General features: G+C 67.3%; 22 protein-coding genes and 1 tRNA gene. 15 read left to right on the top strand and 8 right to left on the bottom strand.

What is annotated here, in order from left to right; genetic code table 11:
- Positions 1–9: 9 nt before the first annotated feature.
- Complete coding sequence (locus BM337_RS16075) at positions 10–456, bottom strand: Hsp20/alpha crystallin family protein (protein WP_089817759.1); 447 nt, start codon at positions 454–456, stop codon at positions 10–12.
- A gap of 172 nt (positions 457–628) precedes the next feature.
- On the opposite strand from BM337_RS16075, the gene BM337_RS16070 reads away from it, so the two are divergent.
- Genes BM337_RS16070 through BM337_RS16060 form a run of 3 tightly spaced genes read left to right on the top strand, consistent with a single transcriptional unit; the run spans position 629 to position 3,268 of the window.
- Complete coding sequence (locus tag BM337_RS16070) at positions 629–1,471, top strand: NOP5/NOP56 family protein (RefSeq protein ID WP_089817757.1); 843 nt, start codon at positions 629–631, stop codon at positions 1,469–1,471.
- Entirely contained in the window at positions 1,468–2,166 is a 699-nt protein-coding gene (locus BM337_RS16065) for a fibrillarin-like rRNA/tRNA 2'-O-methyltransferase (protein ID WP_218155579.1), read from the top strand. The genes BM337_RS16070 and BM337_RS16065 overlap by 4 nt, the downstream gene beginning before the upstream one ends.
- Before the next feature lie 25 nt (positions 2,167–2,191).
- Positions 2,192–3,268, top strand: coding sequence for a glutamate--cysteine ligase (locus tag BM337_RS16060; protein ID WP_089817755.1), 1,077 nt, complete (start codon positions 2,192–2,194; stop codon positions 3,266–3,268).
- Between the two features lie 295 nt (positions 3,269–3,563).
- Here BM337_RS16060 and BM337_RS16055 read toward each other — a convergent pair whose 3' ends face one another.
- Positions 3,564–3,944, bottom strand: a complete 381-nt coding sequence (locus tag BM337_RS16055) for a putative zinc-binding protein (protein ID WP_089817753.1) — start codon at positions 3,942–3,944, stop codon at positions 3,564–3,566.
- A 140-nt stretch (positions 3,945–4,084) separates the two neighbouring features.
- Here BM337_RS16055 and BM337_RS16050 point away from each other — a divergent pair, with 140 nt between their 5' ends.
- Both BM337_RS16050 and BM337_RS16045 read left to right on the top strand, forming a co-directional pair.
- A complete protein-coding gene (locus tag BM337_RS16050) occupies positions 4,085–4,684 on the top strand; it encodes a winged helix-turn-helix domain-containing protein (protein WP_089817751.1) in 600 nt (199 codons plus the stop codon).
- 205 nt (positions 4,685–4,889) lie between these two features.
- The gene (locus tag BM337_RS16045; RefSeq protein WP_089817749.1) at positions 4,890–5,384 is read left to right on the top strand and encodes a phosphopantetheine adenylyltransferase; all 495 of its coding nucleotides are present in this window, start codon (positions 4,890–4,892) and stop codon (positions 5,382–5,384) included.
- Between the two features lie 36 nt (positions 5,385–5,420).
- Here BM337_RS16045 and BM337_RS16040 read toward each other — a convergent pair whose 3' ends face one another.
- Entirely contained in the window at positions 5,421–5,729 is a 309-nt protein-coding gene (locus BM337_RS16040; protein ID WP_089817747.1) for a transcription initiation factor IIB family protein, read from the bottom strand.
- Positions 5,730–5,901: 172 nt separating this feature from the next.
- On the opposite strand from BM337_RS16040, the gene BM337_RS16035 reads away from it, so the two are divergent.
- Positions 5,902–5,985: transfer RNA gene (locus tag BM337_RS16035), tRNA-Leu, on the top strand.
- A 284-nt stretch (positions 5,986–6,269) separates the two neighbouring features.
- On the opposite strand, the gene BM337_RS16030 is transcribed toward BM337_RS16035, so the two are convergent.
- Both BM337_RS16030 and BM337_RS16025 read right to left on the bottom strand, forming a co-directional pair.
- Complete coding sequence (locus tag BM337_RS16030; RefSeq protein ID WP_089817745.1) at positions 6,270–7,547, bottom strand: MFS transporter; 1,278 nt, start codon at positions 7,545–7,547, stop codon at positions 6,270–6,272.
- Positions 7,548–8,003: 456 nt separating this feature from the next.
- A complete protein-coding gene (locus BM337_RS16025) occupies positions 8,004–8,231 on the bottom strand; it encodes a DUF7385 family protein (protein ID WP_089817742.1) in 228 nt (75 codons plus the stop codon).
- Positions 8,232–8,361: 130 nt separating this feature from the next.
- On the opposite strand from BM337_RS16025, the gene cobT reads away from it, so the two are divergent.
- The 4 genes from cobT to BM337_RS16005 all read left to right on the top strand — a co-directional run bounded on the left by cobT (position 8,362) and on the right by BM337_RS16005 (position 12,381).
- On the top strand, positions 8,362–9,366 hold the full coding sequence (gene cobT, locus BM337_RS16020) for a nicotinate mononucleotide-dependent phosphoribosyltransferase CobT (RefSeq protein WP_089817740.1): 1,005 nt from the start codon (positions 8,362–8,364) through the stop codon (positions 9,364–9,366).
- A gap of 19 nt (positions 9,367–9,385) precedes the next feature.
- Positions 9,386–10,684: a cobyrinic acid a,c-diamide synthase gene (locus BM337_RS16015; RefSeq protein ID WP_089817738.1), complete on the top strand. Its 1,299-nt coding sequence runs from the start codon at positions 9,386–9,388 to the stop codon at positions 10,682–10,684.
- Between the two features lie 96 nt (positions 10,685–10,780).
- Positions 10,781–11,593, top strand: coding sequence for a diadenylate cyclase DacZ (gene dacZ / locus BM337_RS16010; RefSeq protein WP_089817736.1), 813 nt, complete (start codon positions 10,781–10,783; stop codon positions 11,591–11,593).
- Entirely contained in the window at positions 11,593–12,381 is a 789-nt protein-coding gene (locus tag BM337_RS16005; RefSeq protein ID WP_089817734.1) for a mechanosensitive ion channel domain-containing protein, read from the top strand. Before dacZ ends, BM337_RS16005 begins: the two co-directional genes overlap by 1 nt.
- A gap of 147 nt (positions 12,382–12,528) precedes the next feature.
- Here the strand turns inward: BM337_RS16005 and BM337_RS16000 are convergent, their stop codons facing one another.
- From BM337_RS16000 to purD, 3 genes are all read right to left on the bottom strand, one after another.
- Positions 12,529–13,314, bottom strand: a complete 786-nt coding sequence (locus BM337_RS16000) for a class I SAM-dependent methyltransferase (protein ID WP_089817732.1) — start codon at positions 13,312–13,314, stop codon at positions 12,529–12,531.
- Positions 13,315–13,400: 86 nt separating this feature from the next.
- The gene (locus BM337_RS15995) at positions 13,401–13,871 is read right to left on the bottom strand and encodes an acyltransferase (protein WP_245778688.1); all 471 of its coding nucleotides are present in this window, start codon (positions 13,869–13,871) and stop codon (positions 13,401–13,403) included.
- Positions 13,872–14,055: 184 nt separating this feature from the next.
- Complete coding sequence (gene purD / locus BM337_RS15990; protein ID WP_089817730.1) at positions 14,056–15,348, bottom strand: phosphoribosylamine--glycine ligase; 1,293 nt, start codon at positions 15,346–15,348, stop codon at positions 14,056–14,058.
- 240 nt (positions 15,349–15,588) lie between these two features.
- Here purD and BM337_RS15985 point away from each other — a divergent pair, with 240 nt between their 5' ends.
- From BM337_RS15985 to BM337_RS15965, 5 genes are all read left to right on the top strand, one after another.
- Positions 15,589–16,971 carry an aspartate aminotransferase family protein gene (locus tag BM337_RS15985; protein ID WP_089817728.1) on the top strand — a complete coding sequence of 461 codons (1,383 nt, stop codon included), beginning with the start codon at positions 15,589–15,591 and terminating at the stop codon, positions 16,969–16,971.
- A 12-nt stretch (positions 16,972–16,983) separates the two neighbouring features.
- Complete coding sequence (locus BM337_RS15980; protein ID WP_089817725.1) at positions 16,984–17,379, top strand: Rid family detoxifying hydrolase; 396 nt, start codon at positions 16,984–16,986, stop codon at positions 17,377–17,379.
- A gap of 143 nt (positions 17,380–17,522) precedes the next feature.
- Positions 17,523–18,803, top strand: coding sequence for an amidohydrolase (locus BM337_RS15975; protein ID WP_089817723.1), 1,281 nt, complete (start codon positions 17,523–17,525; stop codon positions 18,801–18,803).
- Between the two features lie 140 nt (positions 18,804–18,943).
- A complete protein-coding gene (locus tag BM337_RS15970) occupies positions 18,944–19,591 on the top strand; it encodes a DUF8102 family protein (RefSeq protein ID WP_089817721.1) in 648 nt (215 codons plus the stop codon).
- 430 nt (positions 19,592–20,021) lie between these two features.
- Complete coding sequence (locus BM337_RS15965; protein WP_177227567.1) at positions 20,022–21,692, top strand: BCCT family transporter; 1,671 nt, start codon at positions 20,022–20,024, stop codon at positions 21,690–21,692.
- Positions 21,693–21,701: the final 9 nt, after the last annotated feature.

The following is a 21,701-nucleotide window of genomic DNA, read 5'->3' as shown; positions in this document are numbered from 1 at the left end:
AGGGAACCGTTACTCGACGTCGATTCGGACCGCGTCGCTCGCCGCCGCCTCGACGGGGAGCGTCACTTCGAGGACGCCGTTGCGGTAAGTCGCGTTCACGTCGTCGACTACCACCTCGGCGGGTATCCGGACCGACTCCGACACCGTGCGCTGGCGGTACTCGTGGTCGTCGGTCACCTCGTGGGTCCCGTCGATGGTGAGGACGCCGTCGTCGAAGGTCAGGTCTATCTCCTCGCGCTCGAACCCGGGGAGGTCGGCGAGGACCACGTACTCACCGTCCCGTTCTTCTACCGTGACGCCCGCGTCGTGACTCCCGTCCGCTGTGAGGGTCGGACCTGCCTGCGTCCCGTCACCGAGCATCGGACGCCCGGCGGCGCCCTGAGCCCCCAGCATCGAACGTCGCATCTGTTCGAATATCGCTTCCATCTGCTCGAAGGGGTCGTTTGCTCTTCGCATAACGGATTGTACTTGGTTGCGAGTCTATATATAGACAGCAGGACGTGTGCTATCAATCGTCCGTTAGAGGCTCTCTATAGGAAGATCTGTGCGGTGGACTGTGGCGAATCGACCGGAGCGACCCACGGACGGATCGCGTGGCTTTTTCGCCGGGGAGGCGCAACGTCGTGGCATGACAGACGGGTGGTTCGCCGGGCTGGACCCCGACGACGTCGACGGGGGAGCCCGCGCGATACGCGACGGGAGCGCGGACGAGCCGGCCGACTGGCCCGCACAGGCGGTCGAGGCGGGCTTCGCCGCCGACGAGGACGAGTACTACGACCGTCTCCAGTCGGCCGCCGTCGCGGCCGCGCGAGGAGCCGCCCGGGACAGCGAGCGTGCCGACGACCGCCAGCTAATCCACGCCGTCCGGGCCATGGACGACTGTCGGCGCACAGCCAACGAACTCGCCGAGCGAGTGGCCGAGTGGGCCGCCAGCCGGTACGACGACGCAGGATCCGGCGTCGAGTACGCACGGTCCGTCGCCGACAGGTCGCCAGAAGACGCCGCCGACGAGCGACTGATCTCGCTGGCAGACCGCGTCGCGGGGCTCGCCGACGAGGCCGACGCGCACCGGGCGTTCGTCGAACGGACGGCGCCGGACGTCGTCCCGAACCTCGCGAACCTCGCCGACCCGGTGCTGGCCGCCCGCCTCCTCGATCTGGCAGGCGGGCTCGAAGCGCTGGCGAAGAAGCCCAGCGGGACCGTCCAGGTCCTCGGCGCCGAGGACGCGCTGTTCGCCCACCTCCGGGGCCGGGCGCCCTCGCCCAAACACGGCGTCATCTACACTCACGAGGCCGTCCAGGGCACCCATCCCGAACACCGGGGGTCGGCGGCCCGGGCGCTCGCCGGGAAACTCACCATCGCCGCACGAATCGACCACTACAGCGGCGACCTGCGGCCGGAACTCGAGGCCCAGCTCGCCGACCGGATCGATACGATCCAGGCCCGCTCTACCGGGGGTGAGGACCAGTGACGCTCCCAGACGGCGTGGAGTACCACGTATTCGGTGATTCCGGCGACGACGACGAGGGCGACGGAATCGAAGGCGACGGCAAGGGCGACGACGGCCCCGGGTCACTGGCGACACGTGGGGAACCGGTGTACGGGGAACCCACTGACGGGGAGTACCGGCGCTGGGACCCCCACCGGTCGAAACTCGGCGCGATGCTGGCGCTGGGGATGGACACAGGCCTCGCCGGCGCCGAGACGGCGCTGTACCTGGGCGCGGCCGCCGGGACGACGGTGAGCCACGTCGCCGACTTCGCCGGCCCGACCTACGCCGTCGAGTTCGCCGCGCGACCGATGAGTGACCTGCTCGACGCGACCGAGTCGCGCCCGAACCTGGTCCCCCTGCTGAAGGACGCCCGGCAGCCCGCGACGTACGCCCACGTCGTCGAACCGGTCGACGTCCTCGTCCAGGACGTCGCCACGCGCGGACAGGCCCGGGTCGCCCGGCTGAACAGTCAGTTCCTCCGCGAGGACGGACGGCTACTGCTGGCGATCAAGTCCCGGAGCGAGGACGTCACGCGTGCGCCCGACGACGTGTTCGACGACGCCCTCGACGACCTGCGCGGCGAGTACGAGGTCCTGGAGACCGAGCGGCTCTCGCCGTACCACGAGGACCACCTGGGCGTCGTCGCGCGGCCGACCGCTGACGGAACGCTTTAAGCCCAGGGGACCGACCACCCGTTCGATGGAGGAGACGGGCGCAGCGGAGGCGTTCACCCGGATGGGCACGCTCGGGATCGAAGAAGAGTTCTACGTCGTCGACGAGCACGGTCGGCCGACGTCGGGCACCGACGAACTCGTCTACGAGCACGACCCGCCGGAACTTCTCGAGGGACGCCTCGACCACGAACTGTTCAAGTGCGTCATCGAGACGCAGACGCCAGTCATCGAGTCGCTCGCCGAGGCGCGCGACCACCTCGACGCGGTCCGCGGTGCCCTCGTCGACCACGCCGCGGCCCACGGGTTCGGTATCGCCGCCGCGGGGCTCCACCCGCTGGCGAAGTGGCGCGAACTCGAACACGCCGAGAAACCCCGCTACCAGTCCCAGCTCGACCGTATCCAGTATCCACAGCACCGCAACGTAACCGCCGGCCTGCACGTCCACGTGGGCGTCGACGACGCGGACAAGGCCACCTGGGTCGCCAACGAACTCCGCTGGCACCTCCCGGTCATGCTGGCGCTGTCGGCGAACTCGCCGTTCTGGAACGGCTTCGACACGGGGCTCGCGTCGGCGCGCGCGAAGATATTCGAGGGGTTACCCAACACCGGGATGCCGACCGCCTTCGACTCCTTCGAGACGTACCAGGAGTTCGAGCGGCGGATGGTGGAGACCGGCCGCATCGACGACCGCGGCGAACTCTGGTTCGACGTCCGGCCCCACTCCGGCCACGGCACCGTCGAGGTGCGGACGCCGGACGCCCACCACGACCCAGACGTCGTGATGGCGTTCGTCGAGTACGTCCACGCCCTCGTCGAGGACCTTGCTGCCCGCTACGCGGACGGCGAGTCGGCCACCGACGTCCGGCGGGAGTTCCTCGACGAGAACAAGTGGCGCGCGCTCCGGTACGGCCACGACGCCGACCTCCTCGGGCGCGAATTCTCCACGACGCGGGCGCTCGGTGAGATCGTCGACCGCGAGTGTGAACGGCTCGATATCGGTGGCATTCGGTCGCTGTACGACGCGGAAAGCGGCGCCGCGGTGCAGCGACGAGTTCGGCGCGAGCACGGAACTGCGGCGCTCGCCGACCTCGTACGGCTGTAGATATAAAAACGGAAACTGGATGCCACCCCTGGCGTCCACCCGTCTGAGTCAGCTTCCCTGCCGATAGCCCACCGTCGTCTGAGTGCCCCAAGCAGCGGTGTCTGCCCTTGCTACACCGCTACGCTTCCATTACACGTTTCCTTGTAAATAGATACCGAGCCGTTTCACCGACGATAACAGGCGGCCGATTCGAGGCTACTTTAAGTCAAATCGGGCGTGAAACGGGCCGGAGACGGATGATCGCCAGTCCGGTCGCACTGCCGTACAGTGATCACGAACGGATCTGGTACGGGCGTCACCCCGACGTCGTCACTCGACCGATCTCCTGGACGAGTTCTTCGAACAGTTTACCGGCCTGTTCGTCGTCGTAGTCGGTGTGGTACTCCTTGGGGACGCCTTCGGCAGCGAGGTTGACGTGAGCGTCCGGCGTGACGTCGTGTTTCGCGAGGCTCTGTTTCGCGCATTCGAGGGGACAGCCGTCGATGACGACGGTCGGGCGGCCCGACGTCGCCGTATCCACCAGCGGGGCGACGTTCCCGCCGACGCCCGCGATACACGACATCTCCGCCAGCCGTTCCCGGTCCAGCCGGACGGCGAGGTCGTTTGCCATCTGCGCCGCGCTCGAACAGCCCGAACACGAGTACACCAGCGGCAGTTCGTCGTACTCCGTGGTCATCAGGGAGACGTGCCCGTGACGTCCGTGAAAAGATTTTCCCGAAGTCGTTCGGCTCCGAGGCCGTCCGAAGCCGAACGACGGTGTCTGGCCGAGCCAAGCTTTTTGGTCCGGACCGGCTTTTGTCCTCCTAGAAACGACGTATGTCTACCGACGAGACTCCGGACGACGACCCGGGCGAGAGCGACGAGACGGACGGTGAGGTGACTGAGGGCGCCGAGGACGACCGCGGCGAGTCCGACGTTCGCGAACGGATCGAACAGGAAGCCGACCGCGCCGTCGAACAGTTCGACGAGGGGATCGTCGACCTGCTCGCGTGGGTACTCGACACCGAGACGCGTGCGCGCATCTACGTCCACCTCCGCCAGCGACCACACAGCACGAGCGAGGAGATCGCCGAAGGGACCGGGCTCTATCCGAGTACAGTCCGCGAAGCGCTCGCCGAACTCCACGAGGAGGGGACGGTCCTGCGCCAGAAACGCCAGAACGACGGCGCGGGTAACAACCCCTACGAGTACGCGACGATCCCGCCGAGCGAACTCGTCGGTGACGTCGTCGACGACGTCCAGGAAGAACTCAACACCGTCTTCAACCTCGATCGGTACCTCGACACCGGCGTCGGCGGTGGATCTGACGACGTCGACGAGAGCAGCTCCGAGCCGGTGACCATCAACGTCGAAGACGAGACCGACGACGGTGACGACGGATCCGACGACGGAGACAACGAGCCCGGCGACTACTGAGAGTGGTGACTGTGACTTTTCACCGACGTTCGACGTGACCGGTGCCGTCGAACGCCGGTACGGATGTACGATCACCACTATGAGTTCGGCACCGTCGCGTTCGTCGGTGGGGCTGAACTCGAGGAAGGTGTGGCGCCCGGAGGCCGACGTTCCACCGGTTGCCCGAGTCGAAGCCACTAAACCGTGAGCCGTCCTCCCGTGGTGTATGAAGGTCGCGTTGGGTGGGACGTTCGATCCCCTCCACGACGGACACCGCGCGCTGTTCGAGCGCGCGTTCGAACTCGGCGACGTGACGGTCGGACTGACCAGCGACGACCTCGCGCCGAAGACGCGCCGCGCCGACCGCCACGTTCGGTCGTTCGCGGACCGAAAGCGCGACATCGAGAACGAACTGCGAAGTTTCGCCGCGGAGTACGACCGCGAGTTCGAGGTCCGCCGCCTCGACGAGCCGACCGGCATCGCGACCGAGCCCCAGTTCGACGCACTGGTCGTCTCCCCCGAGACCGAAACAGGCGGCAAGCGCATCAACGAGATCCGACGTGAACGAGGCCACGATCCGCTCGAGATCGAGGTGGTTCCGCACGTCCACGCCGACGATGGCGACATCATCTCCAGTACGCGCATCGTCCGCGGCGAAATCGACGAACACGGCAATCTCACTCCGGAGAGCGACGGTCGCACGCAACCCTCCGACGAGTGATTTCTGGCGGCTTCACCGCAGCGTGGCACCGAGCGCCTACCAGTCCGGCGCGTCGAGTCCGACGTCTTCGAGCAGGTCCTTCCAGCGCTGCTGGACAGTCAGTCGCGAGACGTCCGCCGCGTCCGCAACGCTGGTCTGTGTCCGTTGCTGGCCGCTGACCAGCGCCCCCACGTAGAGACACGCCGCCATCGTCGCTCGCTTGGACCGCTCCTCTTCCGGCACGTTCGAAAGAAAGAGGTCCCCCGCCCGGGAGCGCGCCTGCTCCTCCAGTCCGAGTTCGTCCGCCGCGGCCTCGAGTTCGTTCAGCCACTCCGCGTGCTCGAACTGGTCGCTCGCTCTGTACATGACTTGTGCGGCGTTGGTCGCCCTGGTATTTGAATGGTGGGCTCGGAGTGAAACGAACCGGTGGGGGGAATGCCTCCGGCGACGTGGGTAATTTCGATTGGTTGGACAGGAGGGGGATTCGGTCGCCCGAGAGCGATACCTTCATGGCCGGGTCGTGGATACGATGGAGTGCGCGCGGGTAGCCAAGCCAGGAAAAGGCGCAGCGCTTAGGACGCTGTTCCGTAGGGATCCGCCGGTTCAAATCCGGTCCCGCGCACTGAACGAGTTTTCGAGCGTAGCGAGAAACGAGTGAGGGAGCAGGACCGGATTCTGAACCCTGGAAGACGAGCGTCAGCGAGTCTTCATCCGGTTCAAATCCGGTCCCGCGCATTTTGCTGCGAGCACTACGCGAGCAGCAAATGCAAGACGAGCGGATTTGAGGTAGACCGAGGTTCTGCGCCGAAGGCGCAGGTTCTCGGGCGTGGTTCAAATCCAGTCCCGCGCACTTTTTCACCGAACAACTCACGAGCGCCCTTTTCGCGTCGTGAGAACCGTATGACGTTACTCGGTCGAACTGGACGCCCGACTGTCCCAACGGAGGAGCGACAGCGCCAGAACGAGGGCGACCGTTGCGAAGCCGGCCAGCGAGAGGAACGCGACTGCGGGCGTGGCGTAAGTGAGGGCGGCGCCGGTGGTCGACGCCCCGATGGCGCCGAGGCCGAAGATGGCGAGGTAGGTGTAACCGAAGGAGAGGCCCCGGTGCTCGGCCGGCGAGTACTTGGCGACGGTTGCCTGGCTGAGCGGCTGCATCGCGAAGAGCGCGAATCCCAGGGCGACGCTGACGGCGAGTAACGTCGGGAGCGTCTCGGCAGCGGGGACGAAGAGGAGGCCGATGGCGACGAGCGCGGTGAGCATGACCGCCAGGCCCTGCTCCGGGTCGAGGGCTTCGGTCAGGCGGCCGCCGACGTACTGCCCGCCGATGCCGACGGCCAGCAGGCCGGCGTAGAGGTACTGTGAGAGGTCGAACTCCCGGGCGAACGCGCCGTCAGCGAACAGTCCGATTCCCGCCCCGGACGTCGTACCGACCAGCGGATCGAGGAACTCGCCGAGCAGGTCGGGAAGGAACGTGAGCATCCCGCGGTAGTACAGGCCGTTGAACAACACGAGGGCGAGCACGGTCAGGAAGCCGACGGTGAAGAGGCCGCGCGAGGCCGAGACGAACTCCCCCAGCGAGTCGACGTCCGCTGATGGGGCGTCGCCGCCGTCCGCGGCGACGTCGACGGCTGCGGTCTCGTCGAACTCCACGTTCAGTCCGACGAGTGCGGTCGCCAGGGCTGGCAGGGCCAGGGCCATCGCGGCGGTCTGCCAGTCGAACGCGACGAGTAACAGCGCCGTCGCGAAGGGGCCGGCGGCGGTACCGACGTTCGCGGCCATGCCGTGGTAGGCGAACGCGCGGCCTCGCTCCTCGACGCCGTTGCTAATCAGTGAGAGGCCCGCCGGGTGGTAGACGCTCGCGGTGAGACCCCAGAGGGCGAGGCCGACGGCGATGCCGGCGACGCCCGGAACGACGGCGAGCGCCAGGAACGAACCGCCCATGCCGAACAGGCAAGCGACGATCATAGTCCGCCCGCCGACCCGGTCGACGAGGACGCCGCCCGGTAACGCGCCGAGGCCGAACAGCCCGTAGCCGACGCCGACGATGGCCCCGAGCGTCGCCGCCGTCACCGGGAACTCGACTAACCAGACCGTCATCAGGATGGGAATCGATAGCTCGAAAACGTGGACCATCCCGTGCCCGGCCATCGCGAAACCGGTGATGGCCCGGTCGTTCGCGTTCATCGCCGGTCACCGGAGCGAGGCGGGTAACAGGGTCCCGTTCCGTCGCTGTTCGACCACCGCCCCGCCGTCAGCTGCAGCGCGACAGGGCTCACATTCAGTTCGTTCACGAACGTCCGGTCGGCAGTCGAAGCCGGATCTGTGTTCCGTCGAGCGGCACTGCATTCCAGAGACGAAGGCGGGCGTCGTGGGGACATCTGTCGCCTGAACCAACGCAGGCATCGTTCAATGCGATTTCTCGCAGCGATCCAAGGGGAGTTCGACCGACGAATTAGAATTTCGAAGTCAGAGAGGGCGTTTGTTTTTGAATCTAACTCCTTTCCGCAGAACGGTCTTGTTCACGTCTGTCACGTCGGTTCTGGTCCTGTACGGACAAGACACGGTTGACGTGGGGCTACGAACGGGGTGACTGGATGCCTTTTAGTGGCTCCCCCAGCCGAACCGACCTCGTGAACGCCGTCACGGCTTGTGCGTGAACAGGACCACGCGGTCGTCGTCGGTGGTCGCACACAGGTCCAGTTCGACGTCGAGGTTCAGCGACGTAAACTCCTGCTTGCAGACGACCATGTCGTCGAAGGGCTGATCGCAGGCCGGGCAGGCGACGGCGGTCGTGTTCTGGTACGACGAGATGGCGTCGTTGTCCTCGCGCGGCGTCAGCGACGAGACGAGTTCCTCGAAGTCGTCCATAGGGGAACGGGGTAGCCGGGACGGTATAAATCATGCGCAGGCCTACCACGCGTCGGCGTTTCGGCTACCTCGCGAATCTGCCGGGGGCGACCGCTGGTGTTAAAGGTGACTTGCGCTAATCCAATCAGCAATGACCAACGACCGGACGCGGTTCGTGTTGACCGCGGGGACGACCCGCACTGCGGCCATCGAGGGGATCAGCGCGGCGGGCGCCGACCCCGACGCGATGGTGCACACGCCAGCCGCGGACGCGGAGATTCTGACCTACGGAACGACTGTGCGAGCGCCGGAAGTCCCCCGGAGTCCGACGGGCTGTCTCACGCCCGCGGTGGTGACCCGTGCGGTGCGTGACCTCGTCGGGTTCGAGGCGACCGTCGTCGACGGCGGCCTCGTCGAACCGACTGGCGCGCCGACGGTGACGGTCGGCGCGCGGCCCGGTGACGACGTGCGCGAACAGGACCCCGTGTCGAGCGCGCCCGGGGCGTTCGAGGCGGCGCGGCAGTTCGGGCACGCGCTCCCGGAGGAAGAGGTGTTTCTCGCGGAGACGATTCCAGGCGGAACGACGACCGCTCTGGGCGTCCTTCGCGCGCTGGGCGAGCGCGGTGCCGTCTCCTCCTCGCTGCCGGAGAACCCCATCGAAACGAAGCGGGACGTCGTCGAGGAGGGACTGGCCGCGAGTTCGCTGGCGCCGGGCGACGCGAGCGGCGAACCCAAGCGGGCCGTCCGACGGATGGGCGACCCGGTTCTCGCCGTAGTCTCGGGCATCGCACTGGGAGCCATCGAGTCCGAGACGGCGGTGACGCTCGCCGGCGGAACCCAGATGGTCGCGGTCGCGGCGCTCCTTCGCCACGCCGGCGTCGAGCAATCGCTCCCGCTGGCGACGACGTCGTACGTCGCGGAGGACGAGACGGCGGCCGTCGAGACGGCGGCCGACGAACTGGCCCTCGATCTGACGGTGGCCGATCCCGGGTTCGGCCGGAGCGACCACCCGGCGATGGCGACCTACGCCGCCGGCGAGGCCAAGGAGGGCGTGGGGATGGGCGGTGCCCTCGCCCTCGCGACGCGCGCCGGAATCCCGATGGCAGACGTCCGCGAGCGCGTCGCTGCCATCGCCGACGAACTCGCGGGGGATTGACCATGGAGGAAGAGTGACCATGGAAGGTCTCGTCGTCGCCGGCACGGCCTCCGGCGTGGGCAAAACGGTGGCGACGCTGGCGATGATCGAGGCGCTCAAGCGCGAGGGACACTCGGTCCAGCCGGCAAAAGCCGGCCCGGACTTCATCGACCCGAGCCACCACGAGGCCGTCGGCGGGGTGCCCTCTCGGACCCTCGACCTGTGGCTCCAGGGCGAGGACGGCCTCCGGCAGAACTACTGGCGCGGCGACGGCGACGTCTGCCTCGTCGAGGGCGTGATGGGGATGTACGACGGCGACGGCTCCAGCACGGCGATGGTCGCGGAGGCGCTGAACCTGCCCGTCGTCCTCGTCGTCGACGCCAAGGCGGGGATGGAGAGCGTCGCGGCGACGGCCCTGGGATTCCGCGAGTACGCCGCGACGGCCGACCGGGACGTCGACGTCGCCGGCGTCGTCGCCCAGCGCTGTCACGGCGGGCGACACGAACAGGGTATCCGCGACGCGCTGCCCGACGGCATCGAGTTCCTGGGCAGGATACCGCCCCAGTCCGACCTCGAGATCCCGGACCGACACCTGGGGCTGGAGATGGGGTCCGAGTCGCCGGTCGACGCCGACGCGCTGGCGGCCGCCGCGGAATCGCTGGACGTGAGTGCGCTGCTCGACGTCGCCCGCGAACCGCCAGAACCCGACGCGAATCGACCGCGACCGGCCACTGACGCACGGGTAGCAGTAGCGCAGGACGAGGCCTTCTGCTTCACGTACGCCGCGACGCTCGAACGCCTCAGCGAACGCGCCGAGGTGGTGACGTTTTCGCCCGTCGCCGGCGACGACCTGCCCGATGCCGACGGGGTCTACCTCCCCGGCGGCTATCCCGAACTCCACGCCGAAGCACTGGAAGACTCGTCGGCACTCGGCACGCTCGCGGACCGGGCCGCCGACGGGCTTCCGGTGTACGGCGAGTGCGGCGGGATGATGGCCCTGGCCGAATCGCTGACGACGGCCGAGGGCGACACCTTCGAGATGGCCGGGGTCCTCCCGGCGGCCGTCGAGATGGTCGACCGGTACCAGGCGCTGGACCACGTCGAACTGGTCGGGACACAGGCCAGCCCCGTCGCGTCGCCGGGCGACCGACTCCGTGGCCACGAGTTCCACTACTCCCGGGCCGACGTCGGGTCGGACGCGACGTTCGCCTTCGACGTCGAGCGGGGGTCGGGCATCGACGGGGACCGCGACGGACTCCTGGAGTACCGGACGCTGGGGACGTACTGCCACTGCCACCCGGCCAGCGGCGCGTTCGACCAGTTTCTCGGACTGGTGTGAGACCGTTCGGCACGCGGAGATCGGAGTTCGTGCGGCGGCTGACGGGCGTCAGACGGCCCGCAAAGCTTTTTCCCGTCGGTACGATTGGTTCTGACGATGAGCGAGTTGCGTGACCTGCTCGACGACGTGGTAGCCGACGCCGACGCACTCTTCCTCTTCTCCCCGAGCGGGTCGTTCTACGAGCGGTTCGACGACCTGAACGACGTCGAACTCGTGGTCGTCGCCCCGGAGAACGCGGTCGACTCGGACGCCTTCGTCGAGCTTCCGATCGACTTCACCGACCTCCAGGGACGCGTCCGATTCGGCATCGAGGGCGCCGTCGACCAGGGGTTCGTCGAGGAGGAAGCGGAGGTCGTCTGCGTCGTCGACGTCTTCGGCGAACAGGCCGACACGATCACCCGGGTACAGGCCAGCGAGTTCTCCCGGTCCGGTGTCTACGACCTGTTCGTCAACAGCCGGGCCGAACCCGCCGTCATCCGCGACGTGCTGGAGGTGGCCATCGGCCTCGGGAAGAAGGGCCAGAAGGGCAAGCCCGTCGGCGCCCTGTTCGTCGTCGGCGACGCCGGCAAGGTGATGAACAAGTCCCGCCCGCTGTCGTACAACCCCTTCGAGAAGTCCCACGTCCACGTCGGTGACCCGATCGTGAACGTGATGCTCAAGGAGTTCTCCCGGCTCGACGGTGCGTTCGTCATCAGCGACGCGGGGAAGATCGTCTCCGCGTACCGCTACCTCGAGCCCTCCGCCGAGGGCGTGGACATCCCCAAGGGACTGGGCGCCCGCCACATGGCCGCCGGCGCCATCACCCGCGATACCAACGCCATCGCCATCGTCCTCTCCGAGAGCGACGGGCTGGTCAGGGGGTTCAAGGGCGGTGAGCTGATCCTGGAGTTGGATCCGGAGGAGTACTGATGCAGTTCGACTGGCCGGAGATCATCCGAACGATCTTCTCGGAACAGGGCGCGTTCGTCATCTCCCTGCTGATCCTGGTCACGGGCGCCGTGCTCGGCTACGCCGTCTGGCGGGCGACGCGCCGGCTGCTGTACGAAGCAGGCGTCGACGAGGCCGTGGAAGGCACCCCGTTCGAACGGACGACACGGAGCCTCGGCACGTCGACGATCGGTCTGGTCTCGAATCTCGCCGCCCTGTTCGTCTACGTCGGCTCGGTGCTCCTGGCGCTCAACGTCTCGCAGCTGTTCAACACCGCAATCTTCTGGTCGCGCCTGACCAGCTTCCTGCCGAACCTGTTCGTCGCCATCTTCGCCCTCATCGTCGGCCTCATCGCCGGCGACAAGGCCAAGCTGGTCGTCAGTGAACGCCTCCGGAGCGTCAAGGTCCCCGAGGTCGGCCTGCTCCCGGAACTCGTCAAGTACAGTATCTTCTACCTCGCCGCGCTCGTCGCGCTCGGCCAGCTCAACGTCGCCATCGAGGCGCTGTTGATCCTGCTCGCCGCCTACACGTTCGGGCTGGTGTTCTTCAGCGGCCTGGCGTTCTGGAAACTCCTCGCGGCCGCTGGAGCGGGTTTCTACCTCGTGCTGACGCAACCCTACGGCATCGGGGACGAAGTCGAGATCGACGACCGCCGCGGCATCGTCCAGGAGGTCGGCGTGTTCGTCACCCACATCGAGAACGACGGCGAGGAGTACATCGTCCCGAACCAGCGGGTGTTTCAGTCCGGCATCGTCCGCGTCCGGGAGTGAGCTGCCGATCGCCGAGCTGACGGTCCGTTCGCGGAACCAGTAGCATTTTCGACGGATCCCGGAGCACGTCGCGCCCCCGTGTCTCCAGCGGAACCCATCGCCGAGGATGCCTACGATGCCGTCCGTCTGCGGGATCCGTCGGCAGCGTCACGTCGCAACCGCCCAGAATCCGAGCGTGCGCGGGACGTTCGCGAGGAGTTCCCGGGACGTGCCGGGGGCGACGTCCTCCTCGTCGTAGTCGCTCGCGACGTCGTGATTCGGCGTCTCCGTGATTCGCTTCACTTCGAAACCAGCGTCGACCAGTGCGTTGTGGAGGTCGCTCACGCGCCGGTCGAAGACGACGATGTCCTCGTGGAGCACCTCGTCGTGCTTCTCCCGACGGGGGCCATCGGCGTGGTAGCTGTGTTCGAATTCGAGCGTCTCCGGGTCGAACTGTTCGTGGTACGGGTGCGGTATCTCGACGTCGAGGAGACCGCCCTCGCGGAGCACCCGGTGCGCTTCCGCGAACGCCGACTCGACGTCCTCGACCATGAAGTAGACGTAGCCCGAGTGGGCCAGGTCGAACTCGCTGTCGTCCAGCGGCAGGTCCGTCACGTCACCGCCGACGAACCGGGCGTCGACGCCGTAGAGGTTTCGCAAGCGAACTGCGTGACGGAGCTGTTCGGTCGAGAAGTCCACGCCGACGGCGGTTCCGACCCCCTCCCGGGCGGCACCCACCGTCCCCTGACCGCCGCCACAGCCCAGTTCGACGAACGCCATCTCGTCCAACTCGGGAAGTCGTTCGGCCTGCCAGTCCGCCAGCGAGTCGGCATCTGGCAGTGGCGAGTAGATCGGGGGCAGTTCCCCGTCGGCCGTGTCGGCGTTCCACATCGCCTGGAATTCGTCGCTCCAGGCGTCCCAGAGCGCCCGGTTCTCGGCGTCGTACTCGGTCATACCCGAACGTGTCGGAGGGCCGGCAAAACGGTACCGCACGATTGTCACTGCGTGTCACACCGGTCCGGGCCGCTCGCGCGACCCCGTTATTCCTCGATCGGTTCCGCCGGAATTCCGGCGACCGTCGTCTCCGGCGGGACGTCCCGCGTCACGACGGAGTTGGCCCCGACCTGCGCGCCGTCCCCGATTTCCACGCCCGGGAGCACGACGGCGCCGGCGCCGATCATCACGCGCTCGCCGACGACGATTTCCCCGGTGCGGTACTCGTCCTGGAGGAACTCGTGGCACAGCAGCGTCGCGTCGTAGCCGACGATCGCGTGGTCGCCGACGGTGACGAGCTCGGGCCAGAACACGTCCGGCGTCGCGGTCAGAGCGAAGGCGACGCCCTCTCCGACGTCGGCGCCCAGCCTGCGGAGGAGCCAATTCTTCAGTCGTAGACTCGGCGAGTACCGGACGGTCCAGACGACGAGGAAGTTGACGACCAGCCGGAGCGGGTGTTTCGCGTCGGGCCAGTGCATCAGGGAGTTGTGGGGCCCGGTCGTCGGATGCCGGTCGATGCGGCCGTGACGCGCCGGCGGGTCCCGCTCGGCGCCGCTCGCGCTCTCGTCCGATGCCGGCTCTCGCGGGGTCGTCGACCCCGCCCGCCCGTCTTCGGTCACGGTGGCACGTACCGCGGCGGGCGACTTGAACCCCGCGACCGACCGCGGGGCAGAGAAGCGCTCGTCGCGACGGCGCCCCTCGCTAGTCGCCCCGAAGCTCTCTCACGTGGTCGATGCGCTGCTGGACGAGGTCTGCTTTACCGATGTCGTGGCGCATCCGCAGGCCCTCCTCGCCGGCGGCGGCCAGCGCGTCCTCCGCTATCTGTTCGGCCTCGGAGATGGTGTCCGCGACGCCGACGACGGCGAACGACCGGGACGTGGTCGTGTAGATGCCGTCGTCGCGCTCGTCGACGCTGGCGTAGAAGAGGATGGCCTCGCCCGCGTTCTCCTCGTTTATCTGGACTTTCGCGCCCGCTTCGGGTTCCGTCGGGTAGCCGTCGGGGACGGCGTACTTGCAGACGGTGGCCTGCGGGGCGAAGGAGAGCTGGGGCAGTTCCTCGCCCTCGCGCGCGGCGACGAGGACGTCGAGGAAGTCCGTGTTGAGCACCGGGAGGGTGTTCATCGCCTCGGGGTCGCCGAAGCGGGCGTTGAACTCGACGACCTTGATGCCCTCGGCGGTGAGCATGAACTGGCCGTAGAGGACGCCCTTGAACCCCTCCAGGGCGTCGACGGTGGCCTCCAGCACGTCGACGGCGTCCATGTACTCGTCCTCGGTCATGAACGGCAGTTCCAGGGTCGCGTCGGAGTAGGATCCCATTCCGCCCGTGTTGGGGCCCTCGTCGCCCTCGTAGGCGCGCTTGTGGTCCTGGACTGCGGGGCTGACCCGGACGTCGCCGTTGGCGACGAGCGCCTGGACGGTGAACTCCTCGCCGACGAGGCGCTCCTCGAGGACGACGCGGTCGTAGTCCGAGTTCCGGAGGTACTCCTTGGCCTCCTCCTTGGTAACCTGGTCGCCGGTGACCTTGACGCCCTTGCCGCCGGTGAGGCCGGCGGGCTTGACCGCCAGGTCGCCGTCGTACTCGTCGATGTACTCGCAGGCCGCGTCCATGTCGTCGAACGTCGCGAAGTCCGGACAGCCCGGGATGTCGTTCTCGCGCATGAACCGTCGCTGGAAGGCCTTGTCCGTCTCGATGCGGGCCTCGGCCTCCTGCGGGCCGAAGGCGTAGACGCCGGCTTCGTCCAGCGCGTCGGCGACGCCCGCCGCCAGCGGGGCCTCCGGACCCACGACGGCGAGCGTCGCGCCGACTTCGTTCGCGTACGTCGTCACCGCCGTCGGGTTGGTCGTGTCGAGCGCTTCGAATCCCGCCGCGACGGCCGCGATGCCGGGGTTCCGGTTCCCCGCGCAGGCGTACAGGTCCGCCTCGGAGTCGGCCAGCGCGCGTGCGATGGCGTGTTCCCGGCCGCCGCCGCCGACGAGCAGCACTGTCTCTGTCATACGCCCAACCCCACCCGGTGGACGCCTAAACCTTACCTTTCGTCCGACCTGGTTCGGCCCTGACGGCCGACCGCCGGAACGGTATCGCCCGGCGTCGGCGGGAGGTTTCGGCCCGAACGCGCCGTCTCTGGGTGCGCGCACGGCGGGGACTACTGGCGCATGGCTGTAATCGCAATTCGTATATGGCTGATATGGAAACTGTGGATAAGTTATTTACTCCTGTCCACCATCTTCGTTGATATGACGGCAGGACCGCCGATCGAGGAGCTACACTACGCCGACGCCCCCGACGTCGACGACGTGCCGGGGCCGAACACGCGGGCGTTGCTCGAGCGACAGCGCGAGATCGACAGCAGCGCGGTCGCGTACCCGGACGACATCCCGATCGCGTTCGAGGAGGGGCGTGGCGCGACCGTCCGCGACGCCGACGGGAACACGTACATCGACCTGTTCGCCGGGATCGGCGTCCTCAACGTCGGTCACTCGAACCCGTACGTCCTGGAGGCCGTCCACGAACAGGCCGACAAGTTCGTCCACACCGTGGACTTCCCGACCGAGGCGCGACTCGAACTGATCGAGAAACTCGACGAGATCGCTCCCGACGGACTGCGGGGCCGCAACCGCGTTGTGTTCGGCGGCCCGACCGGGAGCGACGCCATCGAGGCCGCTATCAAACTCGCGAAGTACAACACGGGCGGCGACGGGCTCATCGCCTTCCGCGGCGCGTACCACGGCGCGACGTCGGGCGCGATGAGCGTCACGTCGAACACGAAGTTCAAGGGCCACTACACGCCGCTCCTTCCCGACGTCGTCCACGCGCCCTACCCGTACCCGTTCCACCTCGACAGGTCGCCCCGGGAGGCCGTCGACCACGCCCTGGCGGAGGTCCGGGCCATCGTCGAGGACCCCTACGGCGGTCTCGCCAACCCGGCCGGGATGATCGTCGAGCCGATGCTGGGCGAAGGCGGCATCGTCGCGCCGCCCGAGGGGTTCCTGCAGGGACTCCGAGACATCGCGGACGACAACGACCTCCTGCTCGTCTTCGACGAGATCCAGAGCGGACTCGGGCGGACCGGCGAGTGGTGGGCCTGTGACTGGGACGGCGTGGCCCCCGACGTGATGACCTCCGCGAAGGCGCTCGGGGGCGCCGGCTTCCCGCTGTCGGCGACCATCTACCACGAAGACCTGGACACGTGGGGCCCGGGCGACCACGCCGGCACGTATCGCGGCCACGTCGTCGGGATGCGCGCCGGCACTCGCGCTATCGAGTACGTCCAGGAACACGACCTCCTCGCGCACGCCCGCGACCTGGGCGAGTACATCCAGGGACGCCTCCGGGAAGTCGCCGCAGACAACGACCACCTGGCAGTCGTCCGTGGCAGGGGGCTGTTCGTCGGCGCGGAGTTCGTCGACGCAGACGGGAACCCTGACGGTGACCTCGTCGACGCGATTCAGCAGTACTGTTTCGAGCACGGCGTCCTGATCTGGACGGCGGGTCGCTACGGCAACGTGTTGCGGTTCCTGCCGCCGCTCGTCCTGACCCGCGACCTCGCCGAGACGGCGCTCGACGTCGTCGTCGAAGCCGTCGAGGCGACGACCACCGAAGCGAAACGGACGGCCTGACCGGGTGGTCTGATGTCCGATCCAACCCGGGTTTCGACGGCAGACGCCCCACGCAACGACAATCCCTACTCGCAGGGAGTCCGGGCCGGCGACACGCTGTACGTCTCCGGGTTCGGCCCAGTGGACCCGGACACGGGTGTGGACGTCGACGGCGACGTCCGGGCCCAGACCGACCAGGTGCTCGACAGTATCGCCGCGGTCGTCGACGGGGCCGGCGGCGACGGGCTCGCCGACGTCGTCAAGGTCACCGTCTACCTGACCGACCTGGACGACTACGACAGCGTCAACGGGGCCTACGAGAAGCGGTTCGACGAACCGTTCCCGGCCAGAGTCTGCGTCGAGGTGTCGCGACTGCCCGGTGACGTCCGCGTCGAACTGGACGCTATCGCGTCTCTCGGTGGGGAGTGACGCGGTCGCGTCCCGCTGGTGATCAGCTCCCTGGCGGCCCGGCCGGTATCGGCGGAAGGCGCCATTTCTACACCAAACGCGCGTAAACAGTATACGATTACTGCGTACGATTAAGTGTCTCCGCGTTGTGCATTCGGTAACGCATGTCACACTTGGATCGGGACAGACTGAGCGAGTTACGACGCGCGTTCCATCGCCACCCCGAACCGGGGTGGCGCGAGTTCCGGACGACGGCCCGGGTCGTCGAGGAACTCGAACGCATCGGCGTCGACGAGATAGCCGTCGGCCGCGAAGCCCTCGCGACGGACGAACGCATGGCGGTGCCGCCGGACTCGGAACTGGCCGACTGGCGCGAACGGGCCCGCGAGACGGGCGTCCGCTCTGACATCCTCGAACGGACCGACGGCGGCCACACGGGCGTCGTCGCGGTCCTCGACCAGGGCGATGGGCCGTGCCTCGGGCTGCGAGTCGACCTCGACGCCATCTCGATGGAGGAGTCGGCCGAGAGCGACCACAGACCCGCCGCGGAGGGATTCCGGTCCGAACACGACGGCTACATGCACGCCTGTGGCCACGACGCCCACCTCGCCATCGCACTGGGGACGATCGGGGCGGTCACGGAGAGCGACTTCGAGGGGACGCTGAAAGTGTTCTTCCAGCCCGCCGAGGAGATATCCGGCGGCGGGAAGGCGATGGCCGAGAGCGGCTACCTCGACGACGTCGACTACCTTTTGGCGGTCCACGTGGGTCTCGACCATCCGACCGGCGAGATAGTCGCGGGCAGTGACAGGCCCCTGGCGATGGCCCACGTGACCGCGACGTTCGAGGGGGCGAGCGCCCACGCCGGGAAGGCCCCGAACGAGGGGGCCAACGCCATGCAGGCGGCGGCGACCGCGATCCAGAACGCGTACGCGATACCTCGTCATAGCGACGGGATGACGCGCGTGAACGTCGGCCGCATCGAGGGTGGGTGTGCGAGCAACGTCATCGCCGAGGAGGTGACGATCGAGGCCGAGGTCCGGGGCGAGACGACCGCGCTGATGGAGTACGCGCGCACGGAACTCGAGCGCGTGCTGTACGCCGCCGCCGAGATGCACGACTGCGACGTCTCACCCCGGGTCATCAGCGACTCGCCCAGCGTCGACAGCCATCCCGCGCTTCGCGACCTCATCGGCAACGTGGCCTGGACGGTAGAGGGCGTCGAGCGAGTCGTGCCATCCTACGACCTCGGGGTCAGCGAGGACGCGACGTACCTGATGCAGCGGGTCCAGGACGACGGCGGCCTGGCGTCGTACGTCCTCGTCGGCACGGACCACCCGACCAACCACCACACGCCGACGTTCGACGTCGACGAGCGCAGTCTCGACATCGGCGTGTCGCTGCTGACCGAGACCGCGCTTCAGCTCTCCCGCCAGCGACCCTGACGTGGCGTCTAGTTCCACTCAGTTCGCGTCCCTTTCGCGTCCCGTTCGCGCCGGAGTCCGTCCCGGCGTCGTGGCCGTCCAGTTCCGGCCCTCGTTGCCGAGGCAGAAGCGTTATTTCTCGCGCTCGCCGTACGTTCGCTATGAGCCAGGACGACGTGCCGGAGTCGCTGCAGACGGCAGCGGACTCGGACCGCCCGCGCGGCATCCTCACGCCCTCCGACCGCGACTTCCTCATCGGCCGGAAGACGGACTACACCGACCACTCGAAGAAGCAAAAGCGCAACCGGATCCGGCGCCGGGTTCGCAACGCGATCCTCGATTTCAGTATCCTCTTCGAGTACATGGAGGAACGCGACCGGGAGACCGTGTTCGACCCCGACGACGAGGACCGCGACGCGTACACCCGGGGTATCACGGACGTGCTCGCGTTCCTCCACCTCGGTACGATGGGGTATCACACGCCGTTCAAGGACATGCTGTCCGAGGGCGTCGGTAAGGCCGAACAGCGCCTCGCGGGGTCGAACTACCGCATGGTCGACGTGGAGTTCGACGTCGAGCCGGTGGGCCAGATAGACGTCGACGACGTCGTCGAGAAACTCGAAAACGAGGAGTTCGCCCAGCTCACGGACGAGGAACTGCGTGCCTTCGTGCGGCTGTTGACGATGTCCGACGGATTCTCGCCGGAGGACACCCGCGAGGAGATCAGAGACCACGTCGACGAGTTCGCCGAACTGGTCTCCGAGAGCGACGAGGCCCGTGAACGGAAGCTAGAAGAGCTGACGGGCTAAGCTGCCCGGTGCAACGCCCGGTAGTCGGTGACTACCGTCTGGGTCTCCGGTTTCGTCGGTAGGGGTCGGCGCCTGCGCGACCGTCCGATTCGACTTTCGGTTACTGTTTACGAGGGCCATCGCTGCCGAATCGAAGTAAACGTGCAGTCTGGTCGATCGAACGACGGGGACGAACGATCTGTTCCAGCGAAAACTGCGTTTCTCACGTGTTAGTGGCTCCCTAACGGTGTCGTGGAACTGCCGATGAACAGAGAGGTGAGCCGGGACAGGGAATTACGAGCACCGCAATCCGCAGTTATCTGGCCAGTCTGGGAAACGCTTATTGTTTACGCCATCAATGGCATTGGTATGCCATTACTCGCCATGGCAACGGGTCGGTGGTGTCACGCACGACCAGTACGCAGTGGTCGGTCGACGGAGGTGCAACGCGATGAGTGACGCCGAGGAGGGGATGTTCGGCAAGTTCCTCGACGAGATCGATCCGGCGGTGTTCCTGTTCGGCGCGGTTATCACGCTCGGTGTCATCGCCGCGTTCTTCGTTAGCCCGACCGCCGTGGAGAACGGCATCTCGGCACTGAACGACCAGATGCTCGGGATGTTCAACTGGGCGCTGCTGTCCATCGTGTTCGTCATCGTCGTGTTCCTCCTGTTCCTGATCGTGGGCCCGTGGGGGTCGATCAAGCTGGGGGACGAGTCGCCGGAGTACAGCTTCCTGTCCTTCTTCGCGATGCTGTACTCGGCGGGGTTCGCCGCCGGTGTCGTCTTCTGGGGACCGACGGAGGCGCTGTTCTACTACGACAGCGTCCCACCGCTGTTCGGTGGCGTCGAGGGCGGTTCAGCCGAGGCAATGACCGTCGCCATCCAGCAGACGCTGTTCCACTGGGCGCTCCCACAGCTCGCCGTGTTCACGATCATGGGTATCGCCATCGGCTACTTCGCCTACAATTACGAGAACGTCCCCCTCAGGGTGTCTTCGGCGCTGACGCCGATACTGGGGGCCGACAACCTCGACGGCCCGGCCGCGAAGGTCATCGACATCCTCGCCGTCTTCGCGACCATCGGTGGCGTCGCGACGTCGCTGGGCTTCATCGGGAGCCAGTTCATCACCGGGCTCGACTACCAGTGGGGTATCGAGATGGGGAACCTCGGTATCCTCCTCGTGGTGACGGTGATGACGCTGTTGTTCACGACCACGATGGTCCTCGGGGTCGACAAGGGGATCCGCCGGCTATCGAACTTCAACATGATCCTGTTCGTCGTCCTCATGGTGGCGACGTTCGTCGTCGGCCCGACGCTGTTCCTGATCCTGCTCGGGACCCAGGCGATCGGTGGCATGATGACCGACTTCGTCTCGATGAGCCTCTACACCGGTGCCGGCCTCTTCGGTTCGGGGAACCCCGACGCGACCGGCTGGATGAACGCCTGGACGGTATTCTACTGGGCGTGGGCCCTCTCGTGGTCCCCGTTCGCGGGCCTGTTCATCGCCCGGATCTCGAAGGGACGGACCGTCCGAGAGGTCGCGTTCACCGGGATCGTCGCGACGTCCGCGGCCACCATCCCGTGGTTCACCATCGTCGGCGGGACCGCCGTCTGGTCCCAGCACAACGGCATCGCCGACTTCGGTGCGGTGATGGCTGGCGACATGGGTGCGGAGGTCTCCGGCTTCATCCTGTTCGAGACCTTCCCCCTGGGCTCGGTGTTCATGCTGGCCTTCATGGTCCTGGTGACGACGTTCTTCGTCACGTCCGCGGACTCGTCGACGCTGGCGGTTTCGATGATGACGACCGGCGGAAAGGCCCGTCCGTCGACGTTCAACCGGATCTTCTGGGGCGTCGTGCTCGGGATGACCGCCGCCATCCTCATGATCCTCGGCGGGACCGGGAGCGCGAACACGCTCCAGCAGGCGGCCATCATCACTGGGACGCCCTTCGCCTTCGTCTGCTTCCTCGCGATGCTCTCGCTGATACGGGACTTCGGAGAGACGTCCGGCAAGGTGCTCCTCCAGGACGAGACAGTGCTGTACGGTCCGGGCCGGGAAACCGAGTCCGAATCACCGTCCGGACCAGGACCCGGCGGTCCCATGGAGGCCGACGACGACTAGGTCGCTCCT

It is taken from the genome of Halomicrobium zhouii, from assembly GCF_900114435.1.
GTDB lineage: Archaea > Halobacteriota > Halobacteria > Halobacteriales > Haloarculaceae > Halomicrobium > Halomicrobium zhouii.
The sequence above is the reverse complement of the archived record's forward strand: the minus strand, read 5'-3'. Positions and strand labels throughout refer to the sequence as shown.